Genomic DNA, 22,934 nt, shown 5'->3' with positions numbered 1-22,934 from the left:
ACTCCCCCGCGGACCAACCCCGGACGAGCCCCCCGTCCGCCCCACCGCCGGCCGGTCCTCCCCGGTCCCGGTCGCCCGGACCCCGGTCGTCGCGCCGGGCACGCGATGCAAGGGCGTCAACGGGTCCACGGAGTGCAGGGGCACCGCCCCCGATGTGTCCCCGTGCACGACGTCCGCCTCGTCCAGCCACTCCACCAGGCCGCTGCCGTCGACGTCGGTCACGACCGTCTCACCAGTGGCCGCGCCCGGCACCGTGGCGGCCGCGAGGTGGGTCGCCACCAGTGGTCCGGGCAGCAGGGCGCGCCCGGCCTCCTCGAAGGCCAACACCGCCTCCGGCAGGCCCAGTCCGACGCCGCCGTCCGCCTCGGGCACCCGCAGCGCGAAGAACCCGGCGGCGCCCAGCTCCCGCCACAGCGCCCGGTCCAGCCGGGGTTCCGCCGCGGTCGCCCGCAGGGCCTGCGCGTCGAAGCGCCGGGCCAGCAGCTCACGCATCCCGGCCCGCAGGGCGCGCTGGTCGTCGGTCAGTCGGAAACGCATGCCGTCACCCCTCCCCCGGCTCCCACCACCGTCACGGTCCCTTCGGCAGCCCGAGAACCCGCTCGGCCACGATGTTCCGCTGGATCTGCGAGGTCCCGGCCGCGATGGTGTACGACAGCGAGGACAGCCGGTCCGGCACCCAGGACCGTCGCAGGTCCAGCGACTCCGCGCCGAGGACCTCCGCCGCCGCGTCGTACAACTCCTGCCGCGCATGGGAGTACCGGAGCTTGAAGACCGACCCTCCGACCCCGGGCACTCCCCCGCTCGCCTCCGCCTCGCTCACGTTCCACTGGGTGAGCCGCCACAGCGCCCGGAACTCCGCGTTCAACCGTCCGAGCCGCCGCCGCAGCACCGGATCGTCCCAGCGGCCGTTGTCCCGGGCCGTGCGGGCGAGTTCGCGCAGCACCCGTCGGCAGGCGACGACCTCGCCCACGAAGGCCGTGCCGCGCTCGAAGGACAGCGTCACCATCGTCACGCGCCAGCCGTCGTTCTCCTCGCCCACCCGGTTCGCCACCGGCACCCGCACCTCGTCGAGGAACACCTCGGCGAACTCCGCGGACCCGGTGAGCGTGCGCAGCGGACGCACCACGACCCCGGTCGCGGACATCGGCATCGCCAGCCAGGTGATGCCCCGGTGCTTCGGCGCCGCCGCGTCCGTCCGCACCAACAGCTCGCACCAGTCGGCGACTTCGGCGTGCGAGGTCCAGATCTTGGACCCGGTCACCACATAGTCGTCGCCGTCCCTGCGCGCGCGGGTGCGCAGCGCCGCGAGGTCGCTCCCGGCGTCCGGTTCGCTGAACCCCTGGCACCAGACCTCCTCGCCGCGCAGGATCGGCGGCAGCCAGCGGGCGCGCTGTTCCGGCGTCCCCTCGGCGGCGATCGTGGGTCCGGCGTGCAGCAGTCCGACGAACCCGGCGCCGACATAGGGGGCGCCCGCGGTCTCCGTCTCCTCCAGGAAGATCAGCCGTGTGGTGGGCGTGGCGTCCCAGTGCACATGGGCGTACCCGGCGTCGTGGAGCATGCGCTGCCAGCCGAGGTCGTACGCCCTGCGGCCGGGCCAGTCCTGCGGGGACGGCTTCGGCGGCAGCGTGGGGAGCGCCTTCGCGAGCCACTCCCGCAGCCGCGCCCGGAACTCCTCCTCTTCCGGCGTGTACGCGAGATCCATGACGCCACCCCATATCTGATGACTCGTCAGATACAGCTCGTGCACGAAGGCTAGGTCGCACACCCCTGGACCGACAAGGCGTCGAGCCCTACGCTCTGGCCACGATCTGACGAGCCGTCAGCTCTGTTGCCTCACAAGGGGGCCGCCGTGACCGACACCGCCCACGCGCTCAGCGCGTCCCGCACCCTCTGGGACCTGGTCGCCCGCCGCGCCGACCTGACCCCGGACCGCCCGGTCCTCCTCCAGGACGAGCGCACGCTCACCTTCGGCGAACTGTGCGGCCGGGCCGAGCGGGTGGCGGCCGGCCTGCACGGCCTGGGCGTACGCCCCGGCACGGTCGTCGCCTGGCAGTTGCCCACCCGCATCGAGACGGCCCTGCTCTCCTTCGCGCTGGCCCGGCTGGGCGCCGTGCAGTCCCCGGTCATCCCCTTCTACCGGGACCGCGAGGTCGGCTTCGCCCTGCGCGAGTCGAAGGCGGAGTTCTTCGCGGTACCGGGCACCTGGCGGGGTTTCGACCACACGGAGATGGCCCGGCGGCTCGGCGCCAAGGGGATCTTCGAGGCGTACGACGACCTCCCGGACGGCGATCCTGCCGTCCTGCCCGCCCCGCCCGCCGAGGGCACCTCGGTCCGGTGGATCTACTGGACCTCGGGCACCACCTCCGACCCCAAGGGCGTGCTGCACACGGACCGTTCGCTGATCGCGGGCGGCTCCTGCCTCGCGCACGCGCTGCGTCTGACGGCGGCGGACGTGGGCTCGATGGCCTTCCCGTACGCGCACATCGCGGGCCCCGACTACACGGTGATGCTGCTGCTGTACGGCTTCCCGGCGGTGATGTTCGAGCAGTTCGCGCTGCCGGACGCACTGGAGGGCTACCGCAGGCACGGGGTGACGGTGGCGGGCGGTTCGACGGCGTTCTACTCGATGTTCCTCGCCGAGCAGCGCAAACGTCCGGGTGAGCGGATCATCCCGACCCTGCGGCTGCTCGCCGGCGGCGGGGCGCCCAAGCCGCCTGAGGTCTACCACGCGGTCGTACGGGAGCTGGGGGTGCAGCTCACGCACGGGTACGGCATGACCGAGGTGCCGATGATCACCATGGGCGTGCCGGACGACACGGTGGAGAACCTGGCGACGACCGAGGGGCGGCCCCCGGAGGGGATGTCCGTGCGGATCGTGGACGGGGAGGTGCGGCTGAAGGGGGAGGCGGTGTGCCAGGGGTACCTCGACCCGTCCCAGACCGCCGAGGCCTTCGACGAGGAGGGCTATCTGCGCACGGGCGACCTGGGGTTCGTGACGGACAGCGGCCATCTCGTGCTCACCGGGCGGCTCAAGGACGTCATCATCCGCAAGGGCGAGAACATCTCGGCGAAGGAGATCGAGGACCTGCTGGCCGCGCATCCGGCCGTCGGGGACGTGGCGGTGATCGGGCTGCCGGACGCCGAGCGCGGGGAACGCGTGTGTGCCGTGGTGGAACAGCCCGAAGGCGCGCCGGAGTTGTCCCTGGACGCCGTGACCGGCTATCTGCGCGCGGCAGGGCTGTCGCCGCACAAGCTGCCGGAGCAACTGGAGGTGGTGGACGCCCTTCCGCGCAACGAGACCCTGCGCAAGGTCCTCAAGTACCGGCTCAGGGAGCGCTACTCGGGGACGGTGAAGTAGCGCGCGAAGGCGGGCACGATCTCCGCCTCGCCGATCCTGCCGTCGCCGTCGGTGTCCAGCACGGCCGCGGCCGCCTCGGCGACGTCCTCGCCGACGCCCAGGATGCGCAGCACGCGCGCGGTGTCCTCGACGGTGGCGCGTCCGTCGCCGTCCTGGTCGGCGACGGCGATCGCCGCGTGCAGGAAGGGGCGCGCGATCTCGGCGAACCGGTCCGGGTTGTCGCGCAGCCGCTTGAGGGCGCCGTTCACGAACTCGTCGCGGGTGATCCGCTGGTCGCCGTCGCGGTCGGCGATCCCGGCCATGCCCTGCCAGAACGCCTCGGCACCGACGTACAGCGCCTGTCCCTTGTCTGAGCGTGCCGCCGTACCGAACTCCGTGAGCAGCGCCTTGGCCGCCACGTTGAAGTCCTCGCGGTCGATGTAGCCGTTGCCGTCCTGGTCGAAGGTGGCGAACCGGTCGGCGATCCTGCGCTCGTACTCGCTGCTGACCATGTCTTCGGGCCGCCTCACATCACATCGGGTGCATCTCGCATCGGAGCGTACGACGCGGGCGACGCCCAGGGGGCGGGAAGGCGACGCTTGTGCCAGGACCGGGGGAATTTCGGGACAACGGTGTGGCACAGGGGGTGCCCCGGGTCACAGTCGGGGCGGGCCGGTGCCGGGTCAGGCGGACAGGGGTCCCGCCTCCTCGTCGGTCGCCGAGTCCAGGTCCGGGTGGACCTCGAACAGGCGGCGGACGCCCAGCGCGCCGAGGACGCGGTTGACGTGGGAGCCGTCGGCGGCGCCCTGGGCCGGCAGTATCAGCCGCAGTTCGCCCCGGCAGGAGCGGATCAGGCGGCGGGAGGCGATGAGGACGCCGACACCGCTGGAATCGCAGAAGTAGACCTCGGAGAGGTCGAGGACGAGGCTGTGGCGGCCCTCGGCCACCGCGTCGTGCACCCGCTGGCGGAGCACCGGCGAGGTCACGAGGTCCAGCTCGCCCGACACACTGAGCACGGTCCAGTCGCCCTGCTCGTCGCCGGTCACATTGAACGCCACCACCATGCCCTTCATTCGCCGGAAAGCAAACGGAAGCCTTTCCTACGCTTCCTTGCAGCGTGGCTGCCCAGCGGCCGTTCCCTGAAACACAGACCGAGAAACGGAAAGCGTTCGAAAGAGGCTTGTTTTAGTCGGCTTCGATCCTGTTCGATCGGGTCTGATCAAAGAGCGAACGGGTAGAGGAACGTCCACTACCACCTGAGGCCCCTCAAGGGGCGCGCATTGGAACAAAGGGGCGTGCACTGTCGGGGGTGCCGACTACATTCGAGGAGACGGTCGGCGCAGGCTTGACCGGACACTTCCGGGGGTGAGGGGGCCGCATGGCGAAGAAGGACGCACCGCCCCGCTGGGACCGCAAGATGCAGCAGCGGCTCGCACGCGGTGAGGCGGCCGCCCTCGGCGAGCTCTACGACCGTTTCGCTTCGCTCGTGCACGGCCTCGCCCACCGCGTGCTCGGGGACGAGCGCGCCGCCGACGGCATCACCCGGGACGTCTTCGCCCACGTCTGGGAGCACCCCGAGACCTACGACCCCAAACAGGGGCCGCTGCGCTCCTGGGTCGCCGCCCTGACCCACCGCCTGGCCGTGCAGCGGCTGCGCGCCACCGAGACCGCCGCGCTCACCCGGGCCGGCGAGGGCTCCGCCGAGGAACTGGAGCGCAAGGTGCGGCACGCCTCGGTCGCCGCCCGCGCCGACTACATCGTCCAGTCCATGCCCACCCCCCTGCGGGCCGCCCTGGAGCTGGCCTACTTCCAGCGCCGCGACTACCGCCAGGCCGCCGCCGACCTCAGCATCACCGAGGACGAGGCCCGCCGCCGCCTGCGCCTGGGCCTCCAGCTCCTGTCCACGGCCCACGACACCGGAGCGCCCGGGGCACCGCCGGGATACGGGGGCGCGGCATGAGCGGAACAGAGGACTTCGAGGCGTACGACAACCAGGACGGGCCCGACGACCACGTACCGGGTCCCGAGGGGGCGGAAGGCTCCGACAGCACCGGGAGCACAGCCGGCCCCGGGAACGGCGGCGACGGCGACGGCGGGCCGGGCGACCAGGGCGACCCCGGCCGACCGCCCCGCATACCCCTGCCCCGGGCCTCCGTCGAGGACTCCGGGCGCCCGCTGCCCGCACTGGACGAGCCGGCCCCGTCCGCTCCCCTGGTCCTGGAGCACCGCGTGCTGAAGTCGCTGCTCGGGGCCTGGGCGCTGGCCGCGTGCTCCGCCGAGGAGACGGCCGCCGTGGAGGACCACCTCGGCGAGTGCGGCACCTGCGCCGAGGAAGCGCTGCGGCTGCGCGGCGCGGTGGGCCTGCTGCAGCGCCCGGAGAGCCTCGACCTGGATCCCGGCCTGCGCACCCGCGTCCTCGACGGCTGCCTCGACCGGCGCCCGCCGCGCATCCCGATCCCCGGCTGGGCCATGCCGTACGACGCCGAGACCGCCCGTCTCGACGCCCTGCTCCAGGACTTCGGCGACGCCGAGTGGCACGCCCCGGTGAGACTGCGCTGGTTCGACGCCGACGAGGCCACGAGCCGCCGTACGACGGTCGCCGGGGTCATAGCCCACCTGCTGTCGGTCGACGGTCTCGTCGCGGTCGCCCTGGGCCTGGACGACCCGCTGGGCGAGTCCCGCGCGGAGGTGCCCACGCCGTCGGGCCGCACCGAGGCGTACTGGCGCGCCTCGCACTTCCCGCCGACCCGTTCCGTCCGGCCCCGGTGGCGCGAGCAGAGCCACGACCTCGTGCGCACGGTGTCCTTCACCGGCGGCACCGCCGGGAAGCTGGAGGTGGCCTACGGCGACTTCACGCTGCCCCTGCACGACGCGATGCTGGACCGCGCCTTCGAGTGCTGGGTCCACGCCGAGGACATCGCCCGGGCGGTCGACTACCCCTACGACCCGCCGTCCCCGCGCCACCTCAACCGCATGATCGACCTGGCGGCCAGGATGCTGCCCGCGGTGCTGGCGGAACGGCGGCGGAAGGGGCTGACGGCACCGGCCCCCGGACGGCATCTCGTGAGCGCCGGCGGCCCCGGCCGCACCCTGCGTCTGGAGATCGAGGGTCTGGGCGGCGGCGAGTGGCTGATCCCCCTCGACTCCCCGGCCGCGGTGGGGTCGGCGGAGCACGAGGTGGCGCATGTGGCGCTGGACGGCGTGGAGTTCTGCCAGTTGGCGGCGGGCCACGTGTCTCCTGCGGAGGCTGCGGCGGGGCAGGTGGGTGACCGTGAGGCGATCAGGGACGTGCTCTTCGCCGCGGCGAGCCTGAGCCGCATGTAGGTGGGGGCGGGTGCCGGTTCGTGGCCGGCTGCGGGTGAGTGGGGCCTGATCGCGCAGTTCCCCGCGCCCCTTGAGTACGTGCAGTGAACGCGCCTTCAGGGGCGCGGGGAACTGCGCGACCAGCCACAGACGACCCGCAGCCGCCCCACGACATCCGGACCCGAGCGCTCAGGCGAAAACGACCGTACGCCGACCGTTCAGCAGAATCCTCCGCTCCGCATGCCACTTCACGGCCCGCGCCAGCGCCTGGCACTCCACGTCCCGCCCGATCGCCACAAGCTGGTCCGGGGTGACGTCGTGCCCCACCCGCTCGACCTCCTGCTCGATGATCGGCCCCTCGTCGAGGTCCGCGGTCACGTAGTGCGCGGTGGCCCCGATCAGCTTCACGCCCCGCGCATGAGCCTGGTGATACGGCTTCGCGCCCTTGAAGCTCGGCAGGAACGAGTGGTGGATGTTGATGATCCGCCCGCTGAGCTGCTTGCACAGGTCGTCGGAGAGCACCTGCATGTACCGGGCGAGCACGACGAGTTCGACGTCCTGCTCCCGCACCAGCTCCAGCAGCCGCGCCTCCGCCTCGGCCTTGTTCTCCCGCGTCACCGGAATGTGGTGGAAGGGAATGTCGTACGACCCCACGAGCTCGGCGAAGTCGGTGTGGTTGGAGACCACCGCAGCGATCTCGACCGGGAGGGCTCCGATGCGCGCGCGGAAGAGCAGGTCGTTCAGGCAGTGCCCGAACCTGCTGACCATCAGCACGACCCGCATCCTGTCCTCGGCCCGGTTGAGCTGCCAGTCCATGTGGAACGAGTCACCGATGGCCGCGAACGACGCCCGCAGCTTGTCCACGGTCACCGGCGCCTCGGCCGAGAAGTGGACGCGCATGAAGAACAGACCCGTGTCGTGGTCGCCGAACTGCTGGCTGTCCTCGATGTTGCAGCCGGTCATGAAGAGATAGCTCGACACGGCGTGCACGATGCCCTGCTTGTCAGGGCAGGACAGGGTCAGGACGTACTGGTCGGCCAGGGCCTCGGCTCGGGGGGACTGCGCGTTCATGCACGACAGGGTCGCATATCCACCGGTGCGGCAGACACCGCGTCCGTCACGCGGACCGGGTCATGATCTGCAACACCTGGAGCGTGCGCGGGGGCGCGTCGGGGTCCTCCCCGTCGGCCGTCGCCATCCGCACGTGCGCGTCCCGCGCCGCCCGCACCGCGTCCGGCCACCCCGGGTTCTCCATGTACACGGAGACGGGGGCGTCCGGGCCGACCTGGTGCATGATCCGCAGCACCCGCAGCACGGCGGTGTCGACCAGGGCCGCCTCCTGGGAGTCCCGGAAGATCGTGCCCACGTACTTCTCGGCGGACCAGTTGTCCAGCCAGGTGTCCTCGACGAGGCGGTACACGGCGTCGGTGACGTCCCCGTACCCCTCGACACCGGCCAGCCAGACGTTCTGCTGGAAGACGGGGTCGGAGAGCATGTGCAGCGCGGAGCGCACATTGCTGCGCCAGCGCCACCACGGCATGTCGTTCAGTGGCATGCCGCCCATGGTGGAGGAGCGACGGCCGCGACGGGAAGAGTTCTCCGAACCTTGCACGGTCACCGATCGTACGTTCCTCCCCCATACGGGCCGCACAGGCCCTCGCTGTTCACCTTTACGTCACCTTCCCTTGACCGAGGGTCACTCCCGAGTTGGCGATGTGGCGGAAGCGTGTGTGTCCATGACCGGCAGGCGACGCATCCGCAGCACCTTCCTCCCCCAGCACCGGCCCGTCAGAGCCACCGCCCTCGCGGCGGGAGCCCTGATGGCGTGTGCCTCCCTCGTCGCCGGTTGCGGGGTCGTCCCCGGTACCACGGGGGGTTCCGGGGGCGACCCGATCAAGGTCATGACCTGGGCCCCGTCCGACACCAACGCGACCAACAAGCCCGGCATGCCCGCCTTCGCCCGCGCCTACGCCCGCTGGGTCAACTCCAGGGGCGGTATCAACGGCCGTAAGCTCACCGTCCTGACCTGCAACGACCACAACGACGGGGTGTCCGCGGCGCAGTGCGCCCGGCGCGCGGTCAAGGAGAACGTCGTCGCGGTCGTCGGCTCCTACAGCCAGTACGGCGACTCCTTCTTCCCGCCGCTGGAGGGCGCGGGCATCCCCTACATCGGCGGCTACGGCGTCACCAACGACGAGTTCACCAGCCCGCTGTCCTACCCCGTCAACGGCGGCCAGCCGACCCTGCTGGCCGGCCTCGGCAAGGAGCTCGCCGCGGCCTGCGGCGACGTCACCCTCGTACGGCCCGACACCATCGTGGGCGACGAGCTGCCCGTGCTGCTGGACTCCGGGCTGACCACCGGCGGGCACCGGGCCGCGAGCGACGTGCGGGCGGCGGACGACGCCACCGAGTACTCGGCGCAGTCGACGAAGGCGCTCGTCAGCTCGACGTCGGGCGCCGCGGGCTCCGGCGTGAAGGGCGCGAAGGAGGGGTGCGTGGTGCCCGCGCTCGGGGACCGCACCAGCACCTTCATGGACTCCTTCCGGCGCGCCCGCGAGGACTACCCCGAGGTGCGCACCGCCATGGCGATGGGCAGCGTCGACCAGACGGTGATCGACGCGTCCGGCGGGGCCTCGGGCCCCTACGAGGGGTCGTACATCACCGGCTGGTACCCGGTGGAGAGCGACGCCCGCTGGGACGCGATGAAGAAGGTCATCAACGCGGAGGCGTTCGGCGACAACCGCATCGACTCGGCGGACGCGGGCGTGCAGACCACGTGGATCGCCTACACGGTCTTCGAGAAGGCCGTCGAGTCGCTGGGCACCGGCGAGGTCTCCGCCGACAGCGTGCGCGGTGCCCTCAACGACGGCCTCAAGATCTCCACCGGCGGTCTCACACCGACCCTCCAGTGGACCACCCGGGACACCTGGAGCACCGCCGACGACCTCGCCTCGGTGGGCTTCCCGCGCATGGTGAACGCCCATGTGACGCTCCAGGTGGTGCGCGGGGGCCAGCTCGTGGCCGCGCGCAAGGGCTTCACCGACGTCACGGGGACCCTCCAGAACGCGGACGTCGACTGACCGGCGGGGGACGCCGACGCGCCCCCCGCCGACCGTTCAGAGCTGGGTGGCCGTGCGCTCGGTCAGGCTGTACTTGCCGGCGATCGCGTTCCACAGCCGGGCCGCCTTGGCCTTCTCGGTGCTGGCGGTGCCGCTGTCCCGGTTGCCGGCCTGGGTCTGGCCGGTGGTGCGGGCCTGGCCCTTCTTGCAGCCCTTCTTGCCGGCGGCCTGGTCGGCCCAGGCCGCGTAGTGGTTGTCGGCGGACGCGGACGCCTGCCAGGCCTTGGTGAGGGCGTCGGTCAGCTCGGCGTGGCCGGGCAGCCGGTCGACCGACAGGGTCTTGAGCCGGGTCACCAGACCGGTGCGCTGGGCCGCCGCGGCCCGCAGGTCCGCGGCCGCCTGGCCGAGGTTCTTGCAGGACTTCACGTTCGCCACCGCGCTGATCACCGAGGACCGGCTGTTGCCGCTGTCGGCGAGCAGTTGGTCCAGTTCGACGGCCTGCGCCTGCGCCGGATCGGCGGCCGGCGAGGAGGAGCCGTCGGTCGCGGGGGCCGTCGCCGACACCGTCTGGTTCTTGTCGCCGCCGTCGCCGTCCCCGCCGCCGCCGGCGAGCAGCGCGCCCGCGCCGATGCCGAGCACGACGATGCCGATGCCCACGGCGGCGATGACCGGCACCCGCGAGCGCTTGCGGCCGCCCCGGTCACCGTCGTCGTAGGAGTCGCCGCCCGGCGGGCCGTAAGGCGGCTGGGCGCCGTACGACGGCTGCGGGGCCCCGTACGCGGGCGGTACGGGCTCGGGCTGGGCGAAGCGCGGCATCTGCTGCGTGGCGGAGGCGCCGCCGTCACCGCCCGGTCCGCCGCGGAAGAGGTTGTCGAAGTCGGAGGGCGGCTGCCGTTCCCCGCCGTAGCCCTGGTCGGGCACGGGCGCTATGAACTGCGTGGCCTCGGCGTCGGGGCCGGCGGCCGGGTTCTGGGCGCCGTACGGGGCCTGCGGGTGCTGCCCGGGGTACTGCGCCGCCGTGGCGGACACCTCGGGCGGCAGTGCGCCGGGGCGCACGGGCGGCAGGAACTGCGTGGCGCCCTCGTGGTCGGCGGCGGCCTGGACCGGCGGGATGAACTGGGTGGCGCCCTCGTCGGCGGGCGGCAGGGGCGCGGAGGCGGGTGTGCCGGAGGTGGACGGGAGCGGCTGGCCCACCGGCGGCAGGTAGTACGAGGTGGGCTCGTCCGCGTGGTAGCCCGGCGTGGCCTGCTGCTGGGGCGCGCCGGTCCCGGGAGTCCCGTACGACTCCACCTGGCCCTGCTGCGGAGGCAGCGGCTGCGACGGGGTCTGCGGGGCGGGTTGACCGACCGGCGGCAGGTAGTACGACGTCGGCTCATTGGAGTCGTACGCCGGCTGCGGCTGCGCCTGGGGCGGTGTGCCGCCGGGCTGCTGGGGCGTCCCCCAGTGCTGGGTGTGCGGCTGCGACCAGTCCTGGGCCTGCGGCTGGGACTGGTCCTGCTGCGGCGGCTGCCCCTGCTGCTGCTCGGGGCCCCACGGGGTGCCCCAGGCCTGGCCGCCGGGCGGCTGGCCGTAGGCCGCGTCGGCGGCCTGACCGGACCGGCCGCTCTGCGGGCCGCCGTAACCGCCCTGCTGCGGCGGGCCGTAGCCGGGCTGCGGGCCGCCGTATCCACCCGTCTGTCCCGGCAGCAGGGGTTCCCCGCCGTCGGAGGGCAGCACGATGCCTTCGCGCGCTTCGCGCGCCGAGGGCTGCTCGCCCTGTCCACTCTGCGTCACCGGGACTCCTACTTATGGGGGAACTTCGGAATCGTCGGCTCACGCTACCGGGTCCTCCGAGCCCGGTGCCACGTAGCACAGGACGTGACCTGCGCCCCTGTGACCGCAGTAACAGGTCCCGGGAGATCCCGTGACGATTCCGGGCTCGTATCCGCTGTATATGTCCTCCTTTACGCAGCCGCCTGCAGGTCCAGCCGGGCCCCGAACTCCCTTACGACAGGCTCGTCCCGGAACGGATCCAGCCGCTGCTGGAAGTCGTCGAGGTACTCCGCGCCCCGGTTGGAGCGGACGGTCTCCAGCAACTCCACCGCTTTCAGGCCGGTGTTGCAGGCCTGTTCGATCTCGCGCTGCTGCACCTGCGCGGTGGCGAGCAGGACCAGACCGATGGCCCGCCGGCGCGCCTTGTTCTCGGGGAGCCCGTCCAGGGACTCCTGCGCGCACCGCGCCGCCGCGTCGGCCTGGCCGAGGTCACGGTGGCAGTGGGCCAACTCGTCGGCCAGGTAGGCCTCGTCGAAGTGCGCGATCCACGCCGGGTCGTCGCCGGAGGAGGAGTCCGCCGCCTCCAGGGCGTGCACGGCCCGTCCGGAGGCCGCCTGGGTGGCCCGCGCGTCGCCCATGAGGGCGTGCCCGCGTGCCTCCGCCGCGTAGAACATCGCCTCCGCGCGCGGGGTCACCCGCCCCCGCGCCCCTTCCTGCGCCGCCCTCGCCAACTGGGCGATCTCGCGCGGGTTCCCGAGCTGTGCGGCGAGGTGGCTCATGGACGCGGCGAGCACATAGCCGCCGTATCCGCGGTCCCCCGCCGCCTGCGCGAGCCGCAGCGCCTGGATGTAGTACCGCTGGGCCAGGCCCGGTTGCCCGGTGTCGATCGCCATGTAGCCGGCGAGCTCCGTCAACCGTGCGACGGCAGCGAACAGTTCACGCCCCGTCGCCTCCCGGTACGACCCCGCGAGCAGGCCGGAGACCACGCTGTTGAGGTAGTGCACGACGACCGGGCGCACATGCCCGCTGCCGTACTGGTGGTCGAGGTCGACGAGCGCCTGGGTCATCGCGCGCACGGCCGCCACGTCGGACTGCCCCACGCGCGGGCCCGCCTGGCGCGCCACCTGCGAGTCGGGAGAGGAGATCAGCCAGTCACGGCTCGGCTCGACCAGCGCGGACGCGGCGACCGAGGAGCCGGACAGGAAGTCCCGGCGGCCCACGTCACTGCGCCACAGCTCACACACCTGCTCGATGGCGCCCAGGACCGTCGGCGAGAACTGGAGCCCCACGCCGGAGGCGAGGTTCTTGCCGTTGGCCATGCCGATCTCGTCGATCGTGACCGTACGGCCGAGCTTGCGGCCGAGGGCCTCCGCGATGATCGCGGGCGCCCTGCCCCGCGGCTGCTGTCCGCGCAGCCAACGGGCCACGGACGTCTTGTCGTAGCGCAGGTCGAGGCCGTGCTCGGCACCGCACATGTTGACCCGGCGGGCGAGCCCGGCGTTCGAGCACCCCGCCTCCTGGATGAGCGCCTGCAACCGTTCGTTCGGCTGCCGCGCGACGAGAGGCCTTGCGGCCATGGCGTACCCCCTGTGGCTGCGGTGCCTGCCCACGCACCGAGTTGACGTGTCTTCCACCGAAAAGTTCCGGCCGTGAAGATCAATGCCCCACCAACGTGTCGAAAATGCGAGGCATGCGAGGATTGCCGGGGTAAAGACTCGTACCGACCCCACACCTGGCTACCCAGCCCACGCCGAGGTTCCTCCTCTGCGCCCCCACACATGCATCCATGCGCCCCGGACGCGGAATCGATGCGCTGCCCCCGCGCGCGGGCCCTGGCCGTAACCCGAGGTGGGTGCGGGAGTTGTGCTCTGCGTGGAAGAGACGATCGCGGGTACCGAAGCCGCTCAGATTCCGAAGCAGCGCGGGGAATCGCTGCTGGAGACAGCCGTACGATACGCCGAGGAGCGTCACTGGGACGTCTTTCCCGGCACCTGGCTGGAAGCCGTCGACGGGGTGCAGCGGTGCTCCTGCGGTGACACCGCGTGCGCCGCGCCCGGGGCGCATCCCGCCCGGGACGACTGGGCCACGCAGGCCACCGGCAGTGCGACGGTCGCGCGCCGGATGTGGCAGAAGCAGCCGACGGCCTCGATCCTGCTGCCCACCGGGCGGACCTTCGACGCGATCTCCGTCCCGGAGACCGCGGGGTTCCTGGCGCTGGCCCGTATGGAGCGGATGGAGCTGACGCTGGGCCCCGTGACGTTGACGCCCGACCGCCGGATGCAGTTCTTCGTGCTGCCGGGGGCGTCGGTGAAGGTGCCGGAGCTGGTGCGCAAGCTCGGCTGGACCCCGTCGTCGCTCGATCTGGTCGCCCTGGGGGAAGGGGCGTACGTCGCCGGTCCCCCCACCCGGTACGGGTCCAGCGGGGCCGTGCAGTGGGCCTGCCGGCCGACGCCCGCGAACCGCTGGCTGCCGGACGCCGAGGAGCTGATCTCACCGCTCGCGTACGCGTGCGGCAGGGATCGGTGACGGGTCGGCCGCAGCGCGCCCCTAGGGTTGGCGTCCATGACGTCGGCTGTGAGTGTGCGTGGGCTCTGGAAGCGGTTCGGGCAGCAGGTTGCGGTTGCCGGCATCGATCTGGAGCTGCCCGCGGGCAAGTTCATCGGTCTCGTCGGTCCGAACGGGGCCGGGAAGACCACCACCCTCTCCATGGTGACCGGGCTGCTGCGGCCCGACCAGGGCTCCGTCTCCGTGGTCGGGCACGACGTGTGGCGAGATCCGGTCGAGGTGAAGTCCCGGATCGGCGTCCTGCCCGAGGGGCTGCGGCTGTTCGAGCGGCTCTCGGGGCGTGAACTGCTCGCGTACTCCGGGCGGTTGCGGGGGCTGCCCGGGGGCGAGGTCGACCGGCGCGCCTCCCAACTGCTCGACGTGCTCGATCTGGCGGGGGCCCAGCACAAGCTGGTCGTCGACTACTCGACCGGGATGCGGAAGAAGATCGGGCTCGCGGCCGCCCTGCTCCACAATCCCGAGGTGCTCTTCCTCGACGAGCCGTTCGAGGGCGTCGACCCCGTCTCCGCGCACACCATCCGCGGGGTGCTGGAGCGGTACACCGCCTCCGGCGCCACCGTCGTCTTCTCCTCGCACGTGATGGAGCTGGTGGAGTCCCTGTGCGACTGGGTGGCCGTCATGGCCGCCGGCCGCATCCGCGCCCACGGGCCGCTCGACGAGGTGCGCGGTGAGGCGCCCTCGTTGCAGCGCGCCTTCCTCGAACTCGTGGGCGCGCAGGGGCAGGACGCCGGGACGGACCTCGACTGGCTGGGCGGCGGGGCCCGATGACCGTCGACATCACCCCGGTCGTCGTACGGCTGAAGCTGTCGCTGCTCAGGAACGGGCTGCGGCGGTCCGGCGGGCGGCGGGCCGCCTACGTCGCCTCGGCGATCGCCGTGCTGCTCTTCTCCGTCCTCCAGTTGCTCGGTCTCGTCGCTCTGCGCGGCAACGAGCACGCCGGTTCCGTCGTCGTCCCGCTGGTCGCCGTGCTGGCGGTCGGGTGGGCCGTGATGCCGCTGTTCTTCCCCGGCGGCGACGAGACCCTCGACCCCACCCGCCTGGTGATGCTGCCGCTGCGGCCCCGGCCGCTGGTGCGGGCGCTGCTGGTGGCCTCGCTGGTCGGCATCGGGCCGGTGTTCACGCTCTGCCTGCTCGTCGGGTCCGTCGTGTCGGTCGCGCACGGGGTGCCGGCGTACGTCCTCTCCGTGCTCGGGGTCGTGCTGGCGCTGCTGGTGTGCGTGGCGCTGGCGCGGGCCGTGGCCGTCGCCAACATCCGGCTGCTGACCAGCCGCAAGGGCCGTGATCTCGCGGTGCTGAGCGGGCTCGTCGTCGCCGTCGGCGCGCAGGTCGTGAACTTCGGTGCGCAGCGGCTGGGTTCCGGTGGTCTGGGGCAACTGGACGGTCTGGCAGCGGTATTGAAGTGGGTGCCGCCCGCGTCGGCGATCGGGGCGGTCGACTCGGCGAGCGAGGGGTCGTACGCGGTCGCCGTCGTGCAACTGGGTCTGTCGGCAGCCGCGTTGGTGGGGCTGCTGGCCCTCTGGTCACGCCATCTGACCAGGCTGATGACCTCCCCGGACGGCTCCACGCTCCCCTCCGCCGGGAGCGCCGCCCGTGAGCGCCGTTCGTCGGGGCTCGGCCGGCTGCTGCCCGCCGGGCGCACCGGCACCGTCATGGAGCGCAGCCTGCGCTATGTGTGGCGCGACCCCAAGACCAAGGCCGCGTGGGTGACGTCCCTGGCGATCGGGCTGATCGTGCCGGTGTTCAACGCGGTGCAGGGCACGGGGTCCGTCTACTTCGCGTGCTTCGCGTCGGGGATGCTCGGCGTGCAGATGTACAACCAGTTCGGGCAGGACACCTCGGCGTTCTGGATGGTCGCGACGACGATCTCCTCCACGCGGGACGCCTACGTCGAACTCCGCGCACGAGCGCTCGCGTTGCTGGTGATCACGGTGCCGTACGCCACCCTCGTCACCGTCCTCACGACCGCGCTGATCGGCGACTGGCCGCAACTGCCCGAGGTGCTCGGGGTGTCCTTCGCGCTGCTCGGGGCGATGCTGGCGACCGGGGCGTGGACGTCGGCGCGGTTCCCGTACTCGATTCCGCAGGAGGGCTACAAGAACGTGGCCCCGGGCCAGTCCGGCCTCGCGGCCGCCGCTGTCGTCGGCGGAATGGTCTCGGCCGCCCTGCTCTGCGCCCCCGTGATCGCCCTGGCCATCTGGGCCGCCCTCAGCCCGAACGGCGACGACTGGAGCTGGCTCCTGCTCCCGCTCGGCACCGCCTACGGCACCGCCGTCACCCTGGCAGGCCTCCACCTGGCGGCCCCACGCACAGCCCGCAACCTCCCAGAAATCCTGCAGGCAGTCAGCAAGACCTGAGACGGGACCGGAGGAGCCGTGACAACAGCGGCGCCGGGGCTCGGGACGGGCGCGGGGGGCGCCCGGCCATGGGGGGGCCGGGGCGGCGCGTCAGGGGGCAGGGTCCAGGGGCGGGCTCGGAGACTCGGTCGCCGGGGTCGTCGTGGCGGGGCGTCGCCCGACGGAAGCCGGTCGGCGGCCAGGGGAGCCTGCCGGGGCCGTGCGGGGTGGCGCCTGGCCGTGAGGGGCGGGGCGGCGCATCGGGCGGGCAGGATCCGGGGAACGGGCTCGGAGACCCAGTCGCCGGTGTCCGTCAGGGGCGGGCGTCACACCGACGGACGACCCTGCCGGGGCCGGCCGAGACCGTGTGGGAGTGGCGCCCGCCCGCGGGGGGCCGGGGCGGCGCGCCAGGTGGGCTCAGGTGGGGGTGCCGTCCGGGTGGGTGTCCAAGGTGTCCAGGAAAGGCTCTATCGCGGCGCGCCAGGCCTCCGGCTGGTCGTAGTGGACCAGGTGGCCGGCGTCGGCGACCTCGGCGTACTCGCCGCGGGGCAGGACGCGGACCATCTCCTGGGCCTCGGCGCGGCCCAGTTCGCCGTCGAGGCCGCGGACGACCAGGGCGGGGCACCTGACCTGGGTCAGTTCCTCCCAGTGGGCGTCGTAGACCCAGCTCTCGCGGGACGACAGCATCTGCTCGGGGTCGAAGACGGGGCGCCAGCCGTCGGGGGACTCGGCCATCACCTCGGCGTAGAACTCGCCGCGCGCCGGGTTGGGCCGCTCCACCCAGGGGTCGTCCTCGCCGAACCACTTGCGGACGTCGGCCAGGGTGGCGAAGGGGACGGGCCAGGCCCGGAACCACTCGCCCCACTCCCGCTGAGAGGCCGCGCCTAGGGCGGAGGCCCGCATGTCGCAGATGATCACTCCGCGGACCAGGTCGGGCCGGCGGGCGGCGAGCTGCCAGGCCGTCAGGGCGCCCATGGCGTGGCCGATGAGGACGGTCGGGGCGAGGCCGAGCTGTTCGAGGGCGGCCTCGGCGTCCTCGACGTACGCGTCCCGGGTGAAGGCGGCCCGAGGGGGCTTGTCGCTCTGGCCGTGACCGCGCTGGTCGAGCGCGACGGCCCGGTAGCGCTCGGAGAGCCAGCGGGCGGTGGAAGCCCAGTGCGAGGCACGGCCCATCAGGCCGTGGAGTAACAGCACCCCGGGTGATCGTTTCTCCGGGGCCCGCGCGCTCTCCCTCGCCGGGTCCGCCGGATCGGTCTTGGGAGGGTCACCGAACTCCCACGCCGCAAGACGTACGCCGTCCGCCCCGGTCACGTCGATGCGCCGCGCCATTGGCACCCCCCTAGCTCCGCCCGGACCGCCCGCTCCCGCCGGGCCGCCCTGTGAACCGTGTCCTGACTGCCGTGTCTGTCCTGTCCGCCCTTGCTCTGTCGTACATCTGTGCAGCGCACGCCCCGCGCGCCCCGTCACCCCGCCAGATTATCGAATGCCTATTCGAGAATGCGCTCTCGGCCGGCAACACCCCTCGTTCGAGTGACCGCACTCAAGGAATGATCGCCGCCGCCGAGGGGAGACCTTCAGCGGGAGGCGGACCGCTCGGGGACATCGGTCCGAGGGGATTGACCCTGGGAGCTCGGGGCTCCGGGTCAGCACAGGGGAGGACCGGCCCCGGCGCCGTAAGGCGCCGGGGCCATCCCCATGTCCACGGCACATCCGTCCGCCCCCTCCGGTCATATGCCTCACGCGACAGCCTCGCACGGGAAGCGTCGAAGCGCTGCGATTCCGCACACTGAATCTCGGATCGACGAGACCTGGGACGAGTCCCGGCCGGCCGGTCGCACGAGCGACCGGAAATCCACAACTGCCCGACACCGCACGGCAATTGAGCCCGCGGCAGCCTCAGCGCTTGGCGACGAACACGTGCGAGGCGACGTCCGACTCCAGCTCGGCGGCCTCCCCGCCGCTGCCCACCAGCACCCCGCCGGCCGACTCCGTCACGCTCACCACCGAACCGGGCTGCACGCCCGCCCGCCGCAGCGTGTACATGAGCTGGGCGTCCGTCTGGATGGGCTCGCCGATCCGGCGCACGACGACCGTCTTGCCGTCGAGACCCGGGTCCAGGTCGGCCAGGGACACCATGCCCTCGTCCAGGAAGGGGTGCGGGCCGTCCTTCTCGCCCAGCTCCTCCAGCCCCGGGATCGGGTTGCCGTACGGCGACTCGGTGGGGTGGCGCAGCAGCTCCAGCACCCGGCGCTCCACCGCCTCGCTCATCACGTGCTCCCAGCGGCACGCCTCCGCGTGGACCTGCTCCCACTCCAGGCCGATCACGTCGACGAGCAGGCACTCCGCGAGCCGATGCTTGCGCATCACGCGGGTGGCCAGCCGCCGGCCCTCGTCCGTCAGCTCCAGGTGCCGGTCGCTGGCGACGGACACCAGGCCGTCGCGCTCCATCCGCGCCACGGTCTGGCTGACGGTCGGCCCGCTCTGGTCGAGTCGCTCGGCGATCCGGGCACGCATGGGGACCACACCTTCCTCCTCCAGCTCGAGGATGGTGCGGAGATACATCTCCGTGGTGTCGATCAGTCCGGACATACGTGCCCCTTGATGAGATCTGCCGGAAGCACGACAGCGTCCCGGCGTGTGCGCTGGCCCTGACGTCAATTCTGCCGGATGCCACTGACAACCGTGCCGTGCCGTGGAAACCAGGCGCTCGCGAGCAGGCGCGCGGCCGTATTGACATCCCACTGGTCCAGACCGCACCGTGATCCGCGACACAGCGACGAAGGGTTGGACGACGCATGGGCGAGACGGGCTCCGCGAGCGCTGACGGCACACTGGCCGGGCAGTTCCTCGACGCCGCGATCGGGCTGCTGCAACGACTCCGCGAGGAGGAGACCGGTTCCGTCGTGGCGGCCGGTGAGCTCCTCGCCGACACCGTCGCCGCCGGTGGCCGCCTCTTCGCCTTCGGCGCCGGACACTCCTCGCTGGCCGCCCAGGACCTCGTCTACCGGGCCGGCGGCCTCGCCCTGATGAACCTGCTGACCGTGCCGGGGGTCGTGGGTGTCGACGTCATGCCGGCGACCCTGGGCTCCGCCCTGGAGCGCGTGGACGGCCTCGCGAGCGCGGTCCTGGACTGCTCGCCCCTCCGCGCGGGCGACGCCCTGGTGATCATCTCCCTCTCCGGCCGCAACGCGCTCCCCGTCGAGATGGCCCAGGAGGCGCGCGCCCGCGGGGTGAAGGTCATCGGTGTGACCTCGGTCGCCTACACCCGGGAGACGAAGCCCCGTCACCGCTCGGGCACCTTCCTGAAGGACCACTGCGACGTCGTCCTCGACTCGAAGATCGCCCCGGGGGACGCGGAGCTGTCCCTGGACACCATCCCGGCCCCCTTCGCCCCGGCCTCCACGGTCGTGACCTCGGCGCTGCTCCAGGCCGTCATGGCGACGGCGGCGGGCGCGCTGGCGGAGCGGGGCGTCGAACCGCCGCTCCTGCGCTCGGGCAACGTGGACGGCGGGCTGGAGTGGAACGACCGGGTGTTCGAGGAGTACGGCGACCGGATCTTCTACCGGCAGTAGCCCTGCGCCCGCGGCAACAGCCCTACGCCCGCTCCACGACCCCGCCCAGATCCAGCGCGGAGGCGATGCGCACGGCCACGTCCTCCGCGTACACCGCGTCGCCCCGCTCGAACTGGCCCCTGCCGGAGCCCCGCAGGAACGTCACGACGCCGAGCGTGCGCCCGCGGCTGCGCAGCACCGCGCACAGCGCGTGCACCACGTCCGGGGGCCACTGGCGGGCCTCGGCCCACTCGCGAGCCCGCTCCGCCGGCACCGACCCGACGCTCGCCCGGACCGACCCGACCCGGTCCACGCACTGCAAGGCCGGGTGCCCCTCCCCGTACCGCACCGGCAGTCCGGCCGCGCCGGACGCCTGCAGGCTGGGCCCCGGTGCCCCGGAGGGCGTCGCGGCGACCCGTACGAGACGGACCGGACCGCTCTCCTCGCCGTCGGCCACCGCGCCCCCGGCCACCCGGTCGATCACGGCGTGGTCGGCGAAGCCGGCGAGGGCGAAGTCCAGGTGGACGACGGCGGCCTCGGCCGGGTCCTCGCACTCCGCCGCGGCCCGGGCCGCCCGGTGGAGCTGGTTCGCGCGGAACCGCAGCAGCGAGGCCTCCTGCTCGCTCTGCTTGGCCTCGGTGACGTCCTGGAACAGCCAGCCGACGCCCAACGGCACCGGTTCCTCCGCGAGCGGCGAGGCCAGCCGTACGAACCCGCAGCGCCAGCAGCGCCGCTTCTCGCCGTCCGGTGTCCGCACCCCGACCCAGATCTCGGCCGGTGCCGGGGGCGCGCCCTCGGCCAGCACATGGGTCAGCGCGCTCTCCAGCTCCTCCACGCCCTGGGCGAGCAGCTCCCCGAGGGGCCGGCCCAGCACGGACGTACGCCCGATGCCCAGTGACCGGGCCGCGTGGGCGTTGACCACGGCGGGCCGCAGGTCGGCGTCGACCAGGACGACACCCCACGAGGCGTCCTCGAACAGGGCCTCGCTGAGCGCGATCGAGCGCTCCAGGTCGATCTGGGTGTGCACCTCGCTGAAGGCGCAGTACACCCCGGCCGGCTTGCCGTCGGGGCCGCGCACGGCCGCGGACTGGGTGCGCACGAGCACCCGGCCGCCGTCCTTGGTGAGCAGCGCGAACTCGTGCACCTGGCGGCCGGGCGCCTGCATGGCGGACATCAGCCGCTCCTCGACCTCCTCGGCGTCCGCCCGCCGCACGGCCCAGCCGGCGAACCCGTGCCGTCCCACGGCCTCGGCCGCGGTCCAGCCGAGGATGCGCTCGGCCTCGCGGTTCCAGTGGGTGACGACGCCGTCCGCGTCGAAGGCACACAGTGCCGCGTCCATGCCGTCCAGCAGCGCGGCGAGCAGGTCGGAGCCGCCCGAGCCGTCCGGGCCGTCGGGCCCGGGCCCGTCGGGCCCCAGCTCGTCGGTGGTCCCACTACGCCGGGAAGCACTCACCTGGACCCCCTGCCGGCTGCTTCGCTCACTGACAATCATTGAACTCGAACGTGACGCAGCACACACCGGGTTCCCCCAAGATTGAGGGAATCGTTGTACGCCGGAAACGCGTCGGATGCCCTCAAACGCCTTCCCGGCCCGGCTCCAGCCGCAGGTCGATCCACTCGTCGCTGCCGCCGTCCAGCACATACCGGTCGACCTCGACGAACCCGCGTGCCCGCGCGAACCGCGTCCCGTCCTCGTTGACGGCCAGCACGCAGGTCTCGATCACCCGGGCGCCGAGGCCGCGCGCATGATCAAGACCCTTCTCGTAGAGGGCCGTCCCGAAACCCCGTCCGCGGTAATCGGGCAGCACGCGCGCGATGACGGTCGCCACGGCGTCCTCCCCGTCCGGCGGGCGGACGGTCGAGCAGCCCACGAGGGTGTCCCCGAGATAGGCGTTCTCCAGGCGGTACCGCCGACCGCGCTCCCGTACGTCCTCGATCCCCATGGCGGCCGGCGGCACGATCACGTTGTGCACGTGCCGCCACTCCTCGGCCATCTCGTCCCCTGCGACGGGTTCGATCCGCAGATCAGTCATGGGCCGCACGCTAGGTGATCGTTCCGGGCGCGTCCATGGCCTTCGGGGACTGGCGACCCCGTCTCCCGAAAAAGGGGTTGAACCGGAGGGGGGAGGTTTTTTAGGGTGCAGGTACTTCGGAGAGGAGGTGGTTCGGCAGATGTATTCATACCGGACGGAAGAGGTGGCTGCGGGCTAGCGGCCCGTCACCCACCGAGTGCGGTGCCGGACCCGCGTGTACGAGATGCACGCAGCCGGCCAATCCAACGCAGTCACCCGACCCGCGAGCTCGCCGGTAACGTCCGGCCGGCTCCCCCGCCGTCAGGCGGAGGGACCCAGAGCTCGCGGGTCGCCTGCGTTTGCGCGGCCCCGGCTCAGGGGCTCAGCCGCTCCACCCGCCAGCTCCCGTCCGGCTCCGCCGCATAGCGCAGCCGGTCGTGCAGGCGGTTCTCGCGACCCTGCCAGAACTCCACCGTCTCCGGCGCCACCCGGAAGCCGCCCCAGTGCGGCGGCACCGGGACCTGTTCGCCCTCGGGGTAGCGGGCGGCGAGTTCCGCGTAGGCGGTGTCGACCTGGTCGCGGGTCTCGATCACCGAGGACTGCGCGCTGGCCCAGGCGCCGAGCTGGGAGCCGTGCGGGCGGGTGCGGAAGTAGGCGGCGGTCTCGTCGCGGCCGGTGCGGCGGGCGAGGCCGGTGACGATGACCTGGCGGGCCATGGGGTGCCAGGGGAAGAGCAGGCAGACGTACGGGTTCTCGGCGAGTTCCCTGCCCTTGCGGGAGTCGTAGTTGGTGTAGAAGACGAAGCCCTGCTCGTCGAACTGCTTGAGCAGGACCGTGCGGGAGCTGGGGCGGCCCTCGGCGTCCGCGGTGGAGACGACCATGGCGTTCGGCTCGAAGAGGTGCGCCTCGGTCGCCGCCTGCTTGAACCAGCGCGCGAACTGCTCTACGGGCGTGGCGGCCAGGTCGGCCTCGGCGAGGCCCTCCGCGCGGTACTGCCGGCGCATGGAGGCGGGGTCCGGGGA

At 72.6% G+C, this 22,934-nt stretch carries 21 protein-coding genes; 8 read left to right on the top strand and 13 right to left on the bottom strand.

Annotated features, from left to right (window positions below; all coding sequences use genetic code 11):
* Together ACZ66S_RS30550 and ACZ66S_RS30545 are read right to left on the bottom strand one after the other, a co-directional pair.
* Positions 1 to 537: acyl-CoA dehydrogenase family protein (locus tag ACZ66S_RS30550; RefSeq protein ID WP_469904778.1), on the bottom strand; the 537-nt coding region annotated here is incomplete at its 3' end.
* 31 nt (positions 538 to 568) lie between these two features.
* Positions 569 to 1,702, bottom strand: coding sequence for an acyl-CoA dehydrogenase family protein (locus tag ACZ66S_RS30545; RefSeq protein ID WP_469904777.1), 1,134 nt, complete (start codon positions 1,700 to 1,702; stop codon positions 569 to 571).
* 147 nt (positions 1,703 to 1,849) lie between these two features.
* On the opposite strand from ACZ66S_RS30545, the gene ACZ66S_RS30540 reads away from it, so the two are divergent.
* Complete coding sequence (locus tag ACZ66S_RS30540) at positions 1,850 to 3,358, top strand: class I adenylate-forming enzyme family protein (RefSeq protein ID WP_469904776.1); 1,509 nt, start codon at positions 1,850 to 1,852, stop codon at positions 3,356 to 3,358.
* Here ACZ66S_RS30540 and ACZ66S_RS30535 read toward each other — a convergent pair.
* Both ACZ66S_RS30535 and ACZ66S_RS30530 read right to left on the bottom strand, forming a co-directional pair.
* Positions 3,337 to 3,849 carry an EF-hand domain-containing protein gene (locus tag ACZ66S_RS30535; RefSeq protein WP_469904775.1) on the bottom strand — a complete coding sequence of 171 codons (513 nt, stop codon included), beginning with the start codon at positions 3,847 to 3,849 and terminating at the stop codon, positions 3,337 to 3,339. The two genes, ACZ66S_RS30540 and ACZ66S_RS30535, sit on opposite strands and share 22 nt — an antisense overlap.
* 171 nt (positions 3,850 to 4,020) lie before the next feature.
* Complete coding sequence (locus ACZ66S_RS30530) at positions 4,021 to 4,401, bottom strand: STAS domain-containing protein (protein WP_280854169.1); 381 nt, start codon at positions 4,399 to 4,401, stop codon at positions 4,021 to 4,023.
* Positions 4,402 to 4,715: 314 nt separating this feature from the next.
* Here ACZ66S_RS30530 and ACZ66S_RS30525 point away from each other — a divergent pair, with 314 nt between their 5' ends.
* Together ACZ66S_RS30525 and ACZ66S_RS30520 are read left to right on the top strand one after the other, a co-directional pair.
* Entirely contained in the window at positions 4,716 to 5,297 is a 582-nt protein-coding gene (locus tag ACZ66S_RS30525; RefSeq protein WP_053846137.1) for a sigma-70 family RNA polymerase sigma factor, read from the top strand.
* On the top strand, positions 5,294 to 6,661 hold the full coding sequence (locus tag ACZ66S_RS30520) for a maleylpyruvate isomerase N-terminal domain-containing protein (RefSeq protein ID WP_469904774.1): 1,368 nt from the start codon (positions 5,294 to 5,296) through the stop codon (positions 6,659 to 6,661). The genes ACZ66S_RS30525 and ACZ66S_RS30520 overlap by 4 nt, the downstream gene beginning before the upstream one ends.
* A gap of 168 nt (positions 6,662 to 6,829) precedes the next feature.
* On the opposite strand, the gene purU is transcribed toward ACZ66S_RS30520, so the two are convergent.
* Positions 6,830 to 7,711: a formyltetrahydrofolate deformylase gene (purU, locus tag ACZ66S_RS30515; RefSeq protein WP_469904773.1), complete on the bottom strand. Its 882-nt coding sequence runs from the start codon at positions 7,709 to 7,711 to the stop codon at positions 6,830 to 6,832.
* A 46-nt stretch (positions 7,712 to 7,757) separates the two neighbouring features.
* Positions 7,758 to 8,258, bottom strand: coding sequence for an SCO4402 family protein (locus ACZ66S_RS30510; protein WP_365452152.1), 501 nt, complete (start codon positions 8,256 to 8,258; stop codon positions 7,758 to 7,760).
* Positions 8,259 to 8,376: 118 nt separating this feature from the next.
* Between ACZ66S_RS30510 and ACZ66S_RS30505 the strand changes: the two genes are divergently transcribed.
* Positions 8,377 to 9,720: an ABC transporter substrate-binding protein gene (locus ACZ66S_RS30505; RefSeq protein ID WP_469904772.1), complete on the top strand. Its 1,344-nt coding sequence runs from the start codon at positions 8,377 to 8,379 to the stop codon at positions 9,718 to 9,720.
* A gap of 36 nt (positions 9,721 to 9,756) precedes the next feature.
* Here the strand turns inward: ACZ66S_RS30505 and ACZ66S_RS30500 are convergent, their stop codons facing one another.
* On the bottom strand, positions 9,757 to 11,472 hold the full coding sequence (locus ACZ66S_RS30500; RefSeq protein ID WP_469904771.1) for a hypothetical protein: 1,716 nt from the start codon (positions 11,470 to 11,472) through the stop codon (positions 9,757 to 9,759).
* 170 nt (positions 11,473 to 11,642) lie between these two features.
* The gene (locus ACZ66S_RS30495) at positions 11,643 to 13,028 is read right to left on the bottom strand and encodes a transcriptional regulator (protein ID WP_469904770.1); all 1,386 of its coding nucleotides are present in this window, start codon (positions 13,026 to 13,028) and stop codon (positions 11,643 to 11,645) included.
* Positions 13,029 to 13,314: 286 nt separating this feature from the next.
* Here ACZ66S_RS30495 and ACZ66S_RS30490 point away from each other — a divergent pair, with 286 nt between their 5' ends.
* The 3 genes from ACZ66S_RS30490 to ACZ66S_RS30480 are packed head-to-tail and all read left to right on the top strand — an operon-like array spanning position 13,315 to position 16,370.
* Entirely contained in the window at positions 13,315 to 13,977 is a 663-nt protein-coding gene (locus ACZ66S_RS30490) for a bifunctional DNA primase/polymerase (protein ID WP_469904769.1), read from the top strand.
* 36 nt (positions 13,978 to 14,013) lie between these two features.
* Positions 14,014 to 14,784, top strand: a complete 771-nt coding sequence (locus ACZ66S_RS30485) for an ABC transporter ATP-binding protein (protein WP_469904768.1) — start codon at positions 14,014 to 14,016, stop codon at positions 14,782 to 14,784.
* On the top strand, positions 14,781 to 16,370 hold the full coding sequence (locus tag ACZ66S_RS30480) for a transporter (protein WP_469904767.1): 1,590 nt from the start codon (positions 14,781 to 14,783) through the stop codon (positions 16,368 to 16,370). The genes ACZ66S_RS30485 and ACZ66S_RS30480 overlap by 4 nt, the downstream gene beginning before the upstream one ends.
* A gap of 396 nt (positions 16,371 to 16,766) precedes the next feature.
* Here the strand turns inward: ACZ66S_RS30480 and ACZ66S_RS30475 are convergent, their stop codons facing one another.
* Positions 16,767 to 17,678, bottom strand: a complete 912-nt coding sequence (locus ACZ66S_RS30475) for an alpha/beta fold hydrolase (protein WP_469904766.1) — start codon at positions 17,676 to 17,678, stop codon at positions 16,767 to 16,769.
* A 567-nt stretch (positions 17,679 to 18,245) separates the two neighbouring features.
* The gene (locus tag ACZ66S_RS30470; protein WP_469904765.1) at positions 18,246 to 18,938 is read right to left on the bottom strand and encodes a metal-dependent transcriptional regulator; all 693 of its coding nucleotides are present in this window, start codon (positions 18,936 to 18,938) and stop codon (positions 18,246 to 18,248) included.
* Positions 18,939 to 19,144: 206 nt separating this feature from the next.
* Between ACZ66S_RS30470 and ACZ66S_RS30465 the strand changes: the two genes are divergently transcribed.
* Positions 19,145 to 19,921 carry an SIS domain-containing protein gene (locus ACZ66S_RS30465; protein ID WP_469904764.1) on the top strand — a complete coding sequence of 259 codons (777 nt, stop codon included), beginning with the start codon at positions 19,145 to 19,147 and terminating at the stop codon, positions 19,919 to 19,921.
* 22 nt (positions 19,922 to 19,943) lie between these two features.
* Here the strand turns inward: ACZ66S_RS30465 and ACZ66S_RS30460 are convergent, their stop codons facing one another.
* From ACZ66S_RS30460 to pdxH, 3 genes are all read right to left on the bottom strand, one after another.
* Positions 19,944 to 21,353 (bottom strand): PAS domain-containing protein, encoded by a 1,410-nt coding sequence (locus ACZ66S_RS30460; protein WP_469904763.1) that lies wholly within the window; start codon positions 21,351 to 21,353, stop codon positions 19,944 to 19,946.
* Positions 21,354 to 21,474: 121 nt separating this feature from the next.
* A complete protein-coding gene (locus ACZ66S_RS30455; RefSeq protein ID WP_469904762.1) occupies positions 21,475 to 21,933 on the bottom strand; it encodes a GNAT family N-acetyltransferase in 459 nt (152 codons plus the stop codon).
* Between the two features lie 353 nt (positions 21,934 to 22,286).
* Entirely contained in the window at positions 22,287 to 22,916 is a 630-nt protein-coding gene (gene pdxH / locus ACZ66S_RS30450) for a pyridoxamine 5'-phosphate oxidase (protein WP_469905023.1), read from the bottom strand.
* Positions 22,917 to 22,934: the final 18 nt, after the last annotated feature.

It is taken from the genome of Streptomyces sp. NPDC107471 (assembly GCF_055582845.1).
This window is presented reverse-complemented; position numbering and strand designations above follow the sequence as displayed.